Origin of the sequence: Streptomyces caniscabiei (assembly GCF_014930365.1) — a bacterium.
Taxonomy (GTDB): Bacteria; Actinomycetota; Actinomycetes; order Streptomycetales; family Streptomycetaceae; genus Streptomyces; species Streptomyces caniscabiei.
Genome location: NZ_JABXWI010000025.1, coordinates 38,918 through 53,280, shown reverse-complemented (window position 1 = coordinate 53,280; position 14,363 = coordinate 38,918). Strand labels below are relative to the sequence as shown.

The window sequence follows — 14,363 nt, the reverse complement described above, 5'->3', positions numbered from 1 at the left end:
GGCGGCGACTGGAGGGATCCGTACGGCTGTCAACCGTCAACTCCTTTGCAGAGGAACGTGTCGTGAGGGCTGGGCTGGGGCGCCGACCTTGAACTCGGCCCAGCAGCGTTTGCCGGACGGCAGCGGATCGACTCCGTGGCGATCGGCCAGGGTGGCGACGAGGAACAGGCCGCGCCCGCCCTCTGCCTCCATGTCCGGCAGTCCGGCTCGCGGGACCGTGTGGCTGGCATCGGTCACCTCGATCAGCAGACGCTCGCCGTCGAGGCGGGCGCCGGCCGAGATCGGGCCGCGGCCCGCGTGCCGTACCGCGTTCGTCAGCAGCTCGGCGGCGACCAGTTCTGCCGTGCTCAGCAGGTCCTGGTCGAGGGAGGCGTTCCAGCGCCGTATCCCGTTCACGAGCTGCTGCCGCGCGGATCGGGCGGCGGCAGGTGTGCAGTGAACGGAGAATCGGATCTGGTGCGCTTCCATGAGCTGCCTCCTGGATTGGTGCGGCTGCTCCACGCAACCGCTCCGGAGGCAAGCGGGACTACGCCGTGTGCTGGGGCTGCATCACTTATGCAGGAGCCGCATCGCGGTGAATCGCCGCTCGGTTACGCTCGGTTGAGCAGGCAGGATCGGCGACGGCAGGAGGGGCCGTGGCACAGATGGCCGAAGAACAGAGCGAGGCGAGACGGATCGGCGGAGTGATCCGTCAGGCACGTGTTTTACAGCGGCGCTCGCAGAAGGACGTGGCCGCCGCACTGGGGTATCACCAGTCGAAGGTGAGCCGTCTGGAAAGCGGCAGGGGCACGGAGGACGTGCGCACGCTGCGCGAGGTCGCGCAGGTGCTGGACATTCCGCCGCACCGTCTCGGCCTCGCCGCCGCTGCTGAGACCGGCCCCGCCGCCGAGCCCGGAGCAGAGGACATGCACCGCCGTACCTTCCTCGCCGCGAGCGTGGCCGCGCTCGCGGCCCCGCCGTCGCCATCATCGTCGTCGACCACCGCGCATCACGACCTGATCCAGGTTCTGATGCCGGGCACGGGCCCCGCCGCCACCGGCCAAGCGTTGGGCATCGGCGAGTTGCGGGACCGGGTGCGGGCAGTACGCCGGATGTTCTACGTGTGCGACTACGCGGAACTGGAGCAGGCCCTGCCGGGGCTGATCGCCGACCTGCGCCTGGCCGCCGACGGTGGTTCCTCCGGCTCGGCGGAGGCGTCCGGGCTGCTCGCGACCGCGTACCAGACATCGGTGAGCCTGCTGCTGAAACGAGCCGACCAGGGCAACGCCTGGCTCGCGGCCGGTCGGGCCATGGCCGAGGCTGAACGGTCCGAAGACCCGGTCGTCCTCGCCGCCAGCGTCCGCGTGCACGCCCACGTCCTCGTACGGGACAAGCACACCGCCCAGGCCGTGAACATGATCCGACACACCGCCGACCAGCTCACCGGCTCCTACGACCAGCGCGCCCCCCGATACCTGGCGGCACTCGGACTGCTCCTGCTGCGCGGGGCGACCGCCGCCAGCAGAAACGGCGACCGCGACACCACCCAGGGCTTCCTCACCGAGGCCAAGGAAGTGGCCCGCTACGTCGCCTTCGACCAACCGGACGCCTGGGCGAACTTCAGCCCCACCAACGTCGCCCTGCACGAGGTCAGCGCGGCCGTCTCCTTCGGCGACGCCGGCATAGCCCTGCAGACCGCCCGGCCCCTCATGCGCCGCCACATTCCCGTCCCCGAGCGCCGGGCCGCCCTGTGGGTGGAGACCGCCCGCGCCTACAGTCAGCAGGGCAGACTCGCCGACGGCTACCAGGCCCTGCGCATCGCCGAGAGCTGCGCGGCACAGGACATCCGCCGCCCGGCCGTACGCGAACTGGTCGCCGACATGGCAGCCCGCGACCGCCGCCGGGCCCTGCCCGAGCTGCACCACTTCAGCCGCCAACTGGGAGTGCCCGCGTGAGTGATCAGCACGACAAGCCGTTCCTCCAGATCGTGGTTTGCGCGGCCGGAGTCGCCGGGGACGTCGGCAAGCTGATCACCGCAGCGCACGAGCGGCAGTGGGACGTCGGCGTCGTCGCCACACCACAAGGGCTCGGTTTTCTTGATGTGGAGGCGGTGGAGGGCCAGATCGGGCGCCCCATCCGCTCCGCCTGGCGCTCGGCGGGCGAACCGCGCCCGACCCGGCCCGCCGATGCCATCGCGGTCGCCCCGGCCAGTTTCAACACCGTCAACAAGTGGGCCGCCGGAATCTCCGACAACCTCGCCCTCGGCATCCTGTGCGAAGCACCCGCCATGGACGTCCCCATCGCCGTACTGCCGTACCTCAACTCCGCCCAGGCCGCCCACCCCGCCTACCGCAGGAGCTTGGAGCAGCTCCGCGAGATGGGCGTCCTGATCGGCTCGTACGAGCCCCATCGCCCGAAGGCCGGCGGCGGGGCCGACCGCTACCGGTGGGAGGAAGTACTGGAGCTGCTCGCCCCTGGGCTGTTCGAGCGGTCGTGATCACGCTGCGCCGTGCGCCGTCACGCCTACAGGCCAGCACCGGTAGCCGGGCCCGTTCATGGCCTCTCAGTCGGAGCGCTTGTACCGGCTCAGAACCCGCCGCCGGCCCGCCCAAGTACCACGTCCACCACGTCAATGAGGGTTCGACCCGAACCTCCAGCGCCTCGCGGGCGCCGTGGTGTCGAGACAGCGGGCCAGCCACCTTCCGCTTCCAAGTCTGATTTGGCCATGCCGGATGGGCACACTGCGCTGGGTGCCTACCTGCGCTGTCGGTGCTGCTGTTCGGTAGGCGATGGAATCACCGCTGGGAGCCGACCGTTTCGGGTCTGCTGAGTGGGGACCGAGCCTGCCGTGGTCGTCTGCAGGCGGGCGGCTTCGGCTCGGCGATTGGGTGCTGGGTTACGGCCGGTGTGCTGGATGCGGGTGATGAGCACGCGAGCGGGCTGTCGTGCGGTGGTCAGCTCGCGCTGGGCGACGGCTTCCTTGAGGAGTTGGTGGGGTTGGTGGCCGCGGGCTTCTGCGTCGGCGAGGACGGTGGCGAGCGCGGACCAGGCCGGGTCGGCGAGGATTCGCTCGGCGTGGTCGGGGACGGCTGCTCGTACGTCGCTGGCCAGAACGCGCCGGGCTTGATCCCTGGGTGGCCGGGCTGTGAGTTCGGCGAGCGTCGGGGTGAGGGCGCGGTCGGCGGCTGTCTGGAGGTGCTGGACGGCTTCGCGGGCGGCGTCGGCCTGGTGGGCATGGTGCTTCGCTTCGTGCCAGCGTCCGGCGATGATGGCGGCCCAGACGAGGGCTGCGATGAGTGCGGCCAGGGCGCTGCCGTCGGGGCCGGTGGCGGTGTGGACGATGTCGCGGGCCGCGGTGCGCAGGGCGTGGGCGGCTCGGTCTTCGGCCCGGATCTGGGACCGCTGGGCCCTGGCGAACGCCTTGGAGGCGGCTTGGAGTTCGGCGCGCAGATGGGCGGGTGCCGTCTGGGCGGTGGCTTCGAGTAGTTCGCCGAGGGCGGTGATGTGGGCTTGGGCGTGGGTGTCGTCGGTGAGGTCGGTGTGGAGGGTGTCGAGGGCATCGGTGGCTTGGTGCCAGGGGGTGCTGGGGTGGTTACGGCGGGCGGTGGGGTGTTCTTCGGGGCGGCTGGATTCGAGACGGGCCTTGATTTTGGGCAGGGAGAGGTCGGGGGAGATCTTGCTTCCGGGGTGGTAGATCTGCTCGCCGGCCTCGTTGACGTCGCCGGGGCGGCCGGCGGCGTATCCCAGGAGGTCTCCTGACGGGCCGCGCCGGACCTGGACCTCGATGCCGCTGGCTTCGAGGTAGGCGATGAATTCCTCGGCATTGGTCGCGTGCGGGATGGCGGCGCGGATGCGGTCCTGGAGCCAGGCGCGGCTGGGCTGGTCCCAGCCGAGGCGCTCGGCCTTGTGCATCTCGGCCTGGGTGGGGCGGCGGGCGCCGGTGCGGTCGCCCTTCTTCAACTGCCTGAGCCCGTAGTCCTTCTCGATCTCGCGGCAGGCGTCGCCGACGCGGAGGCCGCTGTCGTGGAGTTTGGGGCGGCGGCCGTCTTCGCGGACGGTGGTGGCGAGGATGTGTATGTGCTCGTCGGCGTGGCGCACGGCGATCCAGCGGCAGGCCAGGTCGTCACCGGCCGGAGCGATGCCGGCGGCCTGGACGATGCGCTGGGCTATCTCGCCCCACTCGGTGTCGGAGAGGTAGCGGTCCTCGGGTGCGGCGCGGACGGGGCAGTGCCAGACGTGGTCGGTGACCGGCTTGCCGAACTCGCGGTTGCGCAAGGAGACCGGCTCGTCGAGGTAGCGGGCGAGCTCGGTGAGGGTGGCGTTCTCGTCGCGGCCGGGGTCGGGCATGCCGAGCATCGCGAACCCGGCCACGATGTGCGGGTCGAAGTGCTCGTCGTGGGTTCCGCGGCCGTAGAGGTAGGCGAGCAGGCCACGGGTGTTGGCCCCGGCCGGTTTGATGGCGGCGATCACGCGGATGCCTCCGTCTCCGGGTCGGCGGGCTGGCGCAGGGCCTCGGCGATCAGCTCCAGCAGGTGGTGGAGTTCGGTAAGGCGTTGGCGGATGTCGGGTGGGGTGTGGTCGCTGTTGAGGGCGCGGGCGATCTGGTTGACGTTGCCGCCGATCCGGTTGAGCTGACGCAGAACCTGAACACGGAAGTGGTGGGTGCGGCGGCGGTCTTCGGACAGGGGCAGGTTGGCGGTGAACCGGCCCGTGATGAAGGCGAGGACGATGTCGGCGGCGAAGCCGGAGTCGCCCTTGTAGCCGTGCTCGGCAGCGGCCTGCTGGAGACGGGCTCGCTGGTCGCCGGTGAAGCGCAGCGGGCCGACACGGTCGGTGCGCTTGGTGCCGGTGAAGCGGCGGATCGTGGGCTGCACGCTCTGCACGGCAGGCTCGCCGGCGGCGATGGCTGTGCTGTCTTCGGGGCGCAGGACGGCTCGCTGGACGGGGTGAAGCGTGTCCGGGTCGGATCCGCCCTCGGCTGCGACCCCTTGGTCCGGCGCCCCCTGGCGCTGGGCCGTCTCCGCCGCCCCCGGGGCGGAGACCCCCGACGTCCGGCCTTGAGTCGGACTCGGGGTACTACTGGCTCCGCCAGGGGCAGCCCGTCCGAACGCCTGCCGCAAACGCCCCATCAGAGTAGGGGACTTCGTCAGCGGCAGCGGTTCGTCTGGAGCGTGATCGGAGCGGTACGGGTCGTGCGTCACAGGCGGTTCTCCAGAAGAGGCGGGGGCAGGCCGGTCGGGGGGAAGGACTGGCGGAGTGCTGGTGGCCGGCGCGCCATCCACAGCTGTGGATTGGCGGGCGGCAAGCGGCACCTATGGTCGGCTGGCCGGGGTGACCGGAAGGGGTTCCGGTCACCCCGCAGGGATTCCGGTCAGCCGCTGCTCGGACGGGTCTTGGCGGCGGCTTCGATTTCGGGCCGGAGCATCTCCATCACCTCGGTCTGCCGCTGACTGCCGATCGTCAAGTTCCTGTCCTTGACGGTCTTCCGGAGAAGGGAGCGGCTGAGTGTGCCGTGCTCAGCGAGGGCGATCCGGCCGATCTCCACGAGTTCCGCGAGTGTGGCCTTGGGCGGACGACCACCGCGCGGCTTGCTCTCCGAAACTTCGGGCGGTGGTTCCGTCGGCTGGCCGGAACCAGCCGCCGGAGGCTCAGTGGGGCGGACCGGCTCGGCCGGGGGCTCGGCGGGCGCGGTGACCGGTGATATCGGCGCCTGGACGGGTGCGGCGTCGAAGTGGTCGGCGGGTTGGTCGACCAGTTGGTGGATCTGCCGCATCAGGACACCGAAGGCCAGCAGAGCGGCGGTCGGTGGGACTGCGGCGACCACATAGTCGAGCAGGGGCACGGCGCTGGCGTTGCCCGTACCGCTGACCCCGGCCACGTTGAGCGCGATGGAGCCGACCGACCCGGTGGCGGTGAGGGCGATCGCCCAGCCGTCGGTCACCCGGCGCAGGCCCGCGCGAAGCATGAGCAGTTCGCCCGCGACGATGAACGCGTCCAGAGTCGCCGGCCAGGCCCACTGGCGGACCGGGGAGCTCTTGAGGCCGTGCTGTCCGGCGACCTCCGCGAGGTGCGCGTACGACAGCCAGAACCCGCCGGCAGTGAGCGCCACGATGACGACTCCGGCCGCGATGAGCGCGTATCGCTCGGCCGCCTGCTTGGTCGTCATCGGCCGCCCTCTGTCGGGGCGATGGTCCCGGTGGGTGGGTGTGGAGAGGGTGGTCAAGCGGGGGTCTCCTGGGGTGGTGGCGTGGTCCGTCTTTGCCGTCTTGGCCGTTGCAAGCGCAGGTCAGGGCCGGTACGGCACAAGGGCTGGTGTTCCGTCCTTGCGGCGCCGGCGCGTCCTGGGGGCACACACGGGCGGCGGGTGCTGCGGTTCGGTGGCCACGGACGGATCGCATCCGTCTTGGCGTCCCGGCCGCATACGCGGTGACCTGCGGTGATACGGCGGGGACGCCCGGGACGGCACAAGACGGATCCGGGCAGCGTCAGGTTGGTGGCAGCACGCTCTTCATGATCGCGTTGCCGTCTTGCCCCCGGTTTCCGTCCCGGCCGCATGCCGTTTGACCTGCGGGATCACGGCAGGGACGGCAGGGACGGTCACCGGGGGAGGCGGGGCTCAGCCCGAGGCTGGGGTGGTGGGTTCGGCGTTCACTGAGTGAACGGTGGGGCAGTAGCGCCGCCACGCATCGAGGAACTTGTTGCGCGTGTAGCCCTTGCGCTGGGTGCCGTCGGCGAGGCGGACGTTGCCGGGCCTGATGTCGAAGGCGCGCAGCAGCGAGCCGAGCTCACGCGGGCCCAGCCCCTTACGACCCCACTCCGCCCACGGGCCTTCCAGGTCCTGGCGCAGGTGGTGCAGGAGTTCGTCCGTGGAGAGGCTGTCGACCTCCCGCTGGGCTACGAAGACCCGGCGGATGTCGGCCAGGATCCGCGCTGAGCTGGGGTGGTCCTCCTCGGCCGCCACTTCGGCTGCCACCATCTCCGCGCACGCCGCGCGGGCGAGGCGGGGCCAAGGGCCGGCGGCGAGGTCGGCGACGATCACCAGGGGTTCCCAGGTGTCGGCGGCGCGGTCCTCCACCGGCATCGCCGGTTCCAGATCGGCGGCCTCGTCGAGCAGCGGCCGGGCCCAGGCAGCGATGCGGTCGCGGAGGTCGTGGAGGGCTGGGGTGTCGCGGCGGGAGCGGAAGGGTTTGACGCTCTCACCCTCGGCCCGGCGGCGCATGCGGATGACCACGGACCGGTCCATGATCGTGTCGGGCAGGTCGCCGATGCCCGCGAGTGCGGCCATGGCGAAGGTGGCGAACCGGTGCGGGGTGTGGTCGTTGCCGACCACCCGGGTGACGTACCGGTTGCGCTGGTGTCCGGCGTTGAGCAGGCCGCGCATCTCCTCGTTCTTCTCCGCCTGCTTCGGCGTGCCGAAGATGGTGTCCGCCTCATCCACCAGCAGCGTGGGCGGCTCCTCGGTGATGGACCGGAAGACCGCCGCCGGGGTGGTGTTGATGGTGAGCATCGGCTCGTGGACCGTCTCGGTCAGCACGTCCAGCAGCCGCGACTTGCCGCACCGCTTCGCCGGCCCCACCACCGCCAGACGCGGGGCATGCTGCCACGCGGGCTGCAGATGCGTCGCCGCCACCCACAGCGTGACCGCGTCCAGCGCCTCCGGCGAGGGCAGGATCACGAACCTGGCTATCTTCGCGCGCAGTTCGTCCAGCAGCGCCGAGCCCGGTGTCGGCTCCGGATCCAGGGGTGTGTCCGAGGGCGCGGCGGCTTCGACCGGCACGGTGTCCTCGGGTTCGCGCTGGTCGGGGTTGCCCGGCACCGCGACCAGCGGCCAGGCGGCGGTACCGGGCGCGGAATAGGGCTCGGGTGTCGTAGGTTGCACAGGGCGGCTCCTCTTCTGCGCCACCGGGCATGCAGGCCCGGTGCGCGCGGATCGTTCGTTGGATGCGGGCGGCGGGGTTTCCCGAGCCTCCGGCGTTACCGCGCCGGAGGCTCGCTGCGTTCAGAGACTGAACACTCGCTCTGTCCCGAGACGGGACGCTCGCGTTGTTCCCCGAGGGAACACGGACAGTACGTCCACGCCCGTCGACAGTCCAGCGTTTCTGTGTCAGCTCAGCGCAGAACCGTCTGCTACGCTGCCCCGCTTTCACGCCGCCAGCCCGAGCAGCTCCAGCAGGTCTGCGGTCACTACCCGGTAGGCGTTGCCGAGCCGCAGCACCTTGCACGGATACTCGCCCCGCTTCGCCAGCTCATATCCCTTGCTCCGCCCCAGCCCCAGTGCTCGGTTGCTCGTATCCAGGTCAACAGCCACAGGCAGGGCGAGCAGCTCTTCCCGGCTCATCCCCTTCGAGCCCTTCGACCGTCCGTTCGTCGCGTCTTCGCGCATGCAGTGCGCCCCTTTCGGTACAGCCCTCGGCGAACATGCCCATCACATCCGGCTCCAGGCGGGTACCAACCATCATGCGCAAGCTACTGTGTCTTCATGACACAACACCGTATGGATGCTGATGAGGACGACTTCCCGGAGTGGGCAGATCGGATCAAGGCCAACGTGGCCGGCGAAGTCCGGCGCAGAAGGAAGGAGATGGGATGGAGCGCACAGGACTTGGCGGACCGGTGCGAGCAACTCGGGCATCCCATCCCGCGCAACGTGATCGCCAACATGGAGTCTGGCCGTCGGGCCAATCTGCCGCTCGTGGACGTCATGGTCCTGGCGGCGGCCCTGGAGACGTACCCGGTCTGCCTGATCTTCCCGGTCGGTTACGTCGAGCAGACCCAGGAACTCCCCTTCCAGCACCTCATCCCCACCTGGGACGCGCTACGACACTTCACCGGTGAAGAGGAGGTGCCGATGTACGACGCGGGCCTGGTCCCCGACTTCGAGCGCCACGCCAGCCTCGTGCAAACCGCCCTCGCCGCCCTCGAAGAGGAAGAACAGGCCCGGTTCGCGGCCAAGACGGCCACCAGCCGCGCCCAGCAGGAGGAAGCCGAGCGCAAGCGGACCAAGTACGCCGACCAGGCCATCTCCGCCAAGTACAGCCTCCGCCACCTCCGCCGCGAGCTCCGCGAGGAGGGCGCCACCCCACCCCATCTGCCACCCGCGCTGGGCGACGTCGACCCACCCGATGAAGAACCCAACACCACCCCGGAGGAACGCGTTTGAAAGGCTCCACCCACCGCCGCTGCTACTGCCGCGACCCCAAGACCGGCAAACCGCTCGGCAAGAAGTGCCCCCAGCTCTCCAGCCGCAAGCACGGCGCATACTCCATACGCCAGGAGCTCCCGCCCCACGAGGACGGCACCCGTCGCTCCTTCAGCCGAGCTGGCTACGAGTCCCTGAAGGCCGCCCAGGCGGACCTCGACCACGTCCGCTCCCTGCTCGCTCTGGCGGACAAGGACGACCCGGACAGCCTCCAGCGCCTCGTCGCGATGCTGGAGGAGGTCGCGGTGGAGAAGGCCCCGCTGCCGGCCATCGAGGAGACCCGACGCCGTCTGAGGGCGGGTCTCGCTCTCCGTGGCCGCCTCACCGTCGGCGAATGGCTCGACCAGTGGTTCGCCGCGAAGAAGCGCCGCAAGACCACGCTCAACGGCTACGCCTCCCACATCCGCGTCCATCTGAAGCCCCGCATCGGGCACGTACGCCTCGACCGCCTCAACGTCGGCCACCTGGTGGAGATGTTCGACGCGATCGCCGACGAGAACGAGGTGATCGCGGCCGAGAACGAAGCCCGCCGTGAGCAGATCGCCCGATGCAAGCCGAGCAAGCCCGGTCGCCCCGTCGGAGCCGAGCGCCAGCTGCTCGCGGCCGAACGGGCCAAGCTGGCGGAGATGAAGCCGTTCCGGAAGACAACCGGCCCGGCCAGTCGTCAGGCGATTCGCCGCACTCTCCGCGCGGCCCTCAACTCCGCGATCGCCCAGCAGCTGATCACCTTCAACCCGGCGTCCCACGTCGAGTTGGAGTCCGGCAGGCGCCCGAAGCCCCTCCTGTGGACGGAGGAGCGGGTCCGGCGGTGGCGCGAGACGGGCGAGATGCCGGGCCCGGTCATGGTGTGGACCCCGCAGCAGTTCGGCGCCTTCCTCGACGCCGCCGAGGGCGACCGCCTGTACGCGATCTTCCCCCTCATGGGCACGCGCGGCCTCCGGCGCGGCGAGGCGGTCGGCCAGGACTGGCACGAGATCGATCTCCACGCCGGCCTCATCACCCCCGCCAAGGAGATCGTGGTGGACGGCTGGGACCCCTACGAGTCCGAGCCGAAGACGGACGGCAGCGCGAACACGATCGCGCTCGACAGCATGAACATCGCCGCCCTACGCGACCACAAGGCCCGCCAGGAGAAGGAGCGCGCCGAGTGGGGCACCGCTTGGCAGAACACCGGCAAGGTGTTCACCAAGGAGGACGGCTCCTGGCTTCACCCGGAGACGGTCTCAGAGACCTTCCGCCGCATCCTCGCCACAACCGACCTGCCGCCCATCACATTGCGGGACCTCCGCCACGTCTCCGCAACGCTCACGCACGGAGGCGGCGGCGACATCCACACGGTGAAGGAGACCCTGCGCCACTCCACCATCACGCTGACCTCGGACACGTACACGAGTCTGCTCCCTGAGCTGGACCGTGACATCGCCGAGAAGGCAGCGAAGCTGATCCCGCGATCGCGTCCGGTAGCCATCGAACCGTCGGCCTCAGCCGCAGCCGATCCGCAGGCCGCGGACACATCCGCTCACGCTTCGCGCACGCAGGGCCCCGAAAGCTGAGCAACGGCTGAGGCGGCCGAAGCCGACCCTCGCGCGGCGTATCAGGCCAGGGACGATCCCCTCCCGTGTCCGGCAGCTGCCGGACCGTGAATTCACCGGCTCGGGAGAAGAAAGCCCTGCCGTTCGTCCCCGGTGAGTTGCCGGAAGACACGTGTACGAGCCGAGCCGAGCAGGGTGTCGAGATCTGTGGACGGATCCCAGATCCTGACGGTGCGGTCGCGGGAGACCGTGGCCAGGAGCGAGCCGTCGGGGTGCCAGGCCAAGCCGTTCACCTGATCGTCATGGACTCCGATCACCTTCAGCTCCTGGCCGTCGGCGGGGTTCCACAGCCGAATAGTCCGGTCCCAGGACGCGGTGGCGAGACAAGCGCCGTCGGGAGACCAGGCAACACCTTGGACCCGTTCCCGGTGGCCGGTCATGGTGTGCAGTTCGGTGCCGGTGAAGGGGTCCCAGATACGGACGGTGTTGTCCCGGGAGCCGGTGGCGAGCCGCTGTCCCTCGGGAGACCACGCGATGCTCCACACATAGTCCGTGTGACCGTGGAGCGTTGTCGCAAGGGTTCCCGCTTCGAGGTCCCAGACGCAGAGCGCCCTGTCCGTCAACGACGTGGCGAGATGGCGGCTGTCGGGAGACCACGCGGCACCACCGAGCCATTGGTCCCGGCCCTGGAGCACCATGAGTTCGGCGCCATCCACCACGTTCCACAGGCGAGCGGTGCGGTCCCGCGATGTCGTGGCGATCCGCGTGCCGTCAGGCGACCAGGCGGCGCTCGTTATCTCGTCACGGTGACCGCGAAGCAGCAAGAGTTCGGTCCCGTCGCCGACGTTCCATACGGTGGCGGCGCCTCCTTGGGAAACCGTGACCAGCCGTGTGCTGTCGGGTGACCAGGCCGCGTCGGACACGTCCCCTGCATGACTGAGGGACGCCACCGCCGAGCCTCGGTCGACATCCCAGACCACTGCCGTACCGTCCTGGGATGCGGTGGCGAGACGGGTGCCGCACGGAGCCCAAGAGACGTTCACGACCGATCCCTTGTGGCCGAGCAGGGTGCTGCTCTGTCCGCCGGGCGCGGTGCTGTCCCAGACGGCAACGGTCCTGTCGCGGGAGACAGTGGCTATCCGAGAGCCGTTCCAGGCAATGCCGTTGATGCTGTCGGTGTGACCGGGCAGCAGTGTCTGCTCGTCGGTGTCCAGGTCCCAGATGAGGGCTGTTCGGACTTCGTCGCCCACGGCAAGACGCCGTCCGTCAGGGGACCACGCGACACAGCTCAGTTTCTCCCTGCATTCCAACTGCCTCCGCAGCGCCCCCGTACCAGGGGTTCCCGGAGGGGCTTCGGCTTCGGCGACGGCCGAGACGAAGACCATACGGTCCTCCGACACCGAAGCGAGCAGCCGGCCGTCGGGCGACCACGCCACAGCCGAGACCCCGGCCCGGTGCCGTGCCAGAACGGCGACTTCGCGGCCGCTGGCCGAGGACCAGACACGCACCGTGCCGTCGTCCGACGCGCTGGCGAGCTTCCGCCCATCGGGAGACCACGCCACATCCCACACGGTCCGCTCGTGGCCGGTGAACCGGGCCACCTCCACCAAGTTCGCCACGTCCCAGAGCCGTACGGTGCGGTCACCGCTCGCCGTGGCCAGCCGTTCTCCGTCCGATGCCCACACGATGCTCTCGATCGCCTCGTCATGCCCGGTGAGCAGACCGGCCTCGGTCCCGGTCTCGACGTCCCACACGGTGGCGGTGCCGTCCCGGGAGCCGCTCGCGAGGTGCTTCCCGTCGGGCGACCAGGCCACCGACTGCACCCGGTGACCGCCGCCACCGGGCGTGAGGACGACTGGATCAGCGGACCGCTCTGTGTTCCAGACCCGTATCGTCCCGTCGTCGGAGCCGGTGGCCAGGCGGGCTCCGTCCGGTGACCAGGTCACAGCGTTGATGTCCTGCCCGTGGCCGCGGAGGACCGCCCGTACCCGAGAGGCGTTGAGGGCGGTGTGCAGCGCCTGTTGGGCGGCCGAAGTCGGGGCGCACTCCTCAAGGGCAGCAAGCGCACCCAGGATCGCCAACTCCGGATCACTCGTGGCGATCTCCATCACACGCACGGCCACCGCGTCGGCGAGCCGCTCCAGGGACGCTCGATCCAAACGGGCCGAACTCTCCAGGAACTCAGCCACGAGCGGCACGTCGGCCAGGGAGCCGTCCGCCTCATCCACCCATTGGCGCGCGACGCGCAGCCGCTCGCCGTTCAGCAGATACGCCTCCTGGCGGGCCGAGCGCTCCCAGTCCCGCGCCCACCGTTCCAGCTCCGTACGGTGACGAAGCTCCTCCGTGCGAGCCGCGACAGCCTGGCGCAGCGGCGGCCACTGACGGAACAGCGCCTCATGGGCTACGTCCAGGACGCCGTCAGCACCGGTGAGCAGCCGGCCGACGACGAACGCCTCGGCCACGGCGCGCTCCCGCTCCGTGAGGTGTCCGCGTTCGACGCGGCGGCGGGTCGGCTCACCGTGCTCCAGGGTGACGAACTTCAGCAGGGTCGTAAGCACAGGAGCGTCCCCGTCCGACGCCCGCAGCTCCGCGGTGATCCGGTTGGCCTGTTCAGACAGCGTCCCGGCGACACCGCCCAGACTGCGGTAGTCCTCCGACGTCACAGTGCCGCCGGCGCCTACCCGCAGATACAGCTCCTGGAGCGTGTACGCGAGCAACGGCAGCGCGTCGCCGCCTCCGGCGTCGTCCACCATCACAGCGGTGACCCCCGGTGCGAAGGCCATGCCCGCGCACGCGGCCGGTTTCTCGATCACCTGCAGCAACTCCGGACGCCCGAGCACTCCCACCAGCGTCGGTTGCCGCACCAACTCGGCGTGCCCGCTCTCCAGGAAATCCGTGAGGAAGTCCGACCGCAACGTGGCCACCACCCACAGCAGAGGATCTGCGGCGATCGCATCCCTGATCAGAGAGAGGAAGGTCTCCCGCTCCTGCTCCCCGCTCAGCGTGAAGATCTCCTCAAGCTGGTCGATGACCAGCAGCAGCGGCACAGCCCGCCCACCCCGCATGGCACGCAGCCGATCCGTACACCGCCTGAGGCCCACAGCGCCCCCGGCCAACTCCGCCCGCACCTGCTCTACGGTCATGTCCATCCGCGTCGCGGCCAGACTCGACGCCAGACTGGTCAGTGGATCGGTACCCGGAGCGCAGGGTGGCACGATCTCCCAGTGCCCTCGCCGCCGTCTGAGAGCCGGCAGCAGCCCGGCCAACACCAACGAGGACTTCCCACTGCCGGAGGGACCGATCACACCGACGAACCGGTGCGCACGAGCCGGTACGGAGGGATGCAGCCTGCCGACAAGATCCCTGATCTCCGGGTCCCGGCCGAAGAACACTCCGGCGTCGTCTTCGGTGAATGCCTCCAGACCGGGATAAGGCGGCTGGGCGGCATTCCACTTCCGCCGGATCGCAGCGGGGCGCTCCAGGAGATGCAGCCACACCTGCCCCGCGACCAGAAGCACGAGCGCGAGCACGATCAGCGGTACCGACCACTCCCGCAGCACACGCAGCCCCCAGGGCGCGGTATCCGTGTCGTCAGTGGCGTAGTTGGTCGCGATGCCCAGCAGAGCACCGACCAACATGATCAGAACATCCGC

At 70.1% G+C, this 14,363-nt stretch carries 11 protein-coding genes; 4 read left to right on the top strand and 7 right to left on the bottom strand.

All coding sequences use genetic code 11. From position 1 onward, the window contains the following. Positions 1-36: 36 nt before the first annotated feature. Positions 37-468, bottom strand: a complete 432-nt coding sequence (locus HW837_RS42255; protein ID WP_193381358.1) for an ATP-binding protein — start codon at positions 466-468, stop codon at positions 37-39. 176 nt (positions 469-644) lie between these two features. Between HW837_RS42255 and HW837_RS42250 the strand changes: the two genes are divergently transcribed. Together HW837_RS42250 and HW837_RS42245 are read left to right on the top strand one after the other, a co-directional pair. Further along, positions 645-1,934 (top strand): helix-turn-helix domain-containing protein, encoded by a 1,290-nt coding sequence (locus HW837_RS42250; RefSeq protein WP_193381390.1) that lies wholly within the window; start codon positions 645-647, stop codon positions 1,932-1,934. Further along, positions 1,931-2,476, top strand: coding sequence for a flavoprotein (locus HW837_RS42245; protein WP_193381357.1), 546 nt, complete (start codon positions 1,931-1,933; stop codon positions 2,474-2,476). The genes HW837_RS42250 and HW837_RS42245 overlap by 4 nt, the downstream gene beginning before the upstream one ends. A 257-nt stretch (positions 2,477-2,733) precedes the next feature. Here the strand turns inward: HW837_RS42245 and HW837_RS42240 are convergent, their stop codons facing one another. From HW837_RS42240 to HW837_RS42220, 5 genes are all read right to left on the bottom strand, one after another. After that, a complete protein-coding gene (locus HW837_RS42240) occupies positions 2,734-4,449 on the bottom strand; it encodes a relaxase/mobilization nuclease domain-containing protein (protein ID WP_193381356.1) in 1,716 nt (571 codons plus the stop codon). After that, positions 4,446-4,853 (bottom strand): plasmid mobilization relaxosome protein MobC, encoded by a 408-nt coding sequence (mobC, locus tag HW837_RS50170; RefSeq protein ID WP_313895640.1) that lies wholly within the window; start codon positions 4,851-4,853, stop codon positions 4,446-4,448. Before mobC ends, HW837_RS42240 begins: the two co-directional genes overlap by 4 nt. Before the next feature lie 497 nt (positions 4,854-5,350). After that, positions 5,351-6,202, bottom strand: coding sequence for a DUF2637 domain-containing protein (locus HW837_RS42230; protein WP_193381354.1), 852 nt, complete (start codon positions 6,200-6,202; stop codon positions 5,351-5,353). Between the two features lie 393 nt (positions 6,203-6,595). Beyond that, entirely contained in the window at positions 6,596-7,858 is a 1,263-nt protein-coding gene (locus HW837_RS42225; protein WP_093791056.1) for a DUF3631 domain-containing protein, read from the bottom strand. Positions 7,859-8,122: 264 nt separating this feature from the next. Continuing rightward, the gene (locus tag HW837_RS42220; RefSeq protein ID WP_060884114.1) at positions 8,123-8,362 is read right to left on the bottom strand and encodes a hypothetical protein; all 240 of its coding nucleotides are present in this window, start codon (positions 8,360-8,362) and stop codon (positions 8,123-8,125) included. A 111-nt stretch (positions 8,363-8,473) separates the two neighbouring features. Here HW837_RS42220 and HW837_RS42215 point away from each other — a divergent pair, with 111 nt between their 5' ends. Next, positions 8,474-9,139 carry a helix-turn-helix domain-containing protein gene (locus tag HW837_RS42215; protein WP_193381353.1) on the top strand — a complete coding sequence of 222 codons (666 nt, stop codon included), beginning with the start codon at positions 8,474-8,476 and terminating at the stop codon, positions 9,137-9,139. Next, a complete protein-coding gene (locus HW837_RS42210) occupies positions 9,136-10,731 on the top strand; it encodes a site-specific integrase (protein ID WP_193381352.1) in 1,596 nt (531 codons plus the stop codon). Before HW837_RS42215 ends, HW837_RS42210 begins: the two co-directional genes overlap by 4 nt. 92 nt (positions 10,732-10,823) lie before the next feature. Here the strand turns inward: HW837_RS42210 and HW837_RS42205 are convergent, their stop codons facing one another. Beyond that, positions 10,824-14,348, bottom strand: a complete 3,525-nt coding sequence (locus HW837_RS42205) for a WD40 repeat domain-containing protein (RefSeq protein ID WP_196790118.1) — start codon at positions 14,346-14,348, stop codon at positions 10,824-10,826. Between the last annotated feature and the right edge of the window lie 15 nt (positions 14,349-14,363).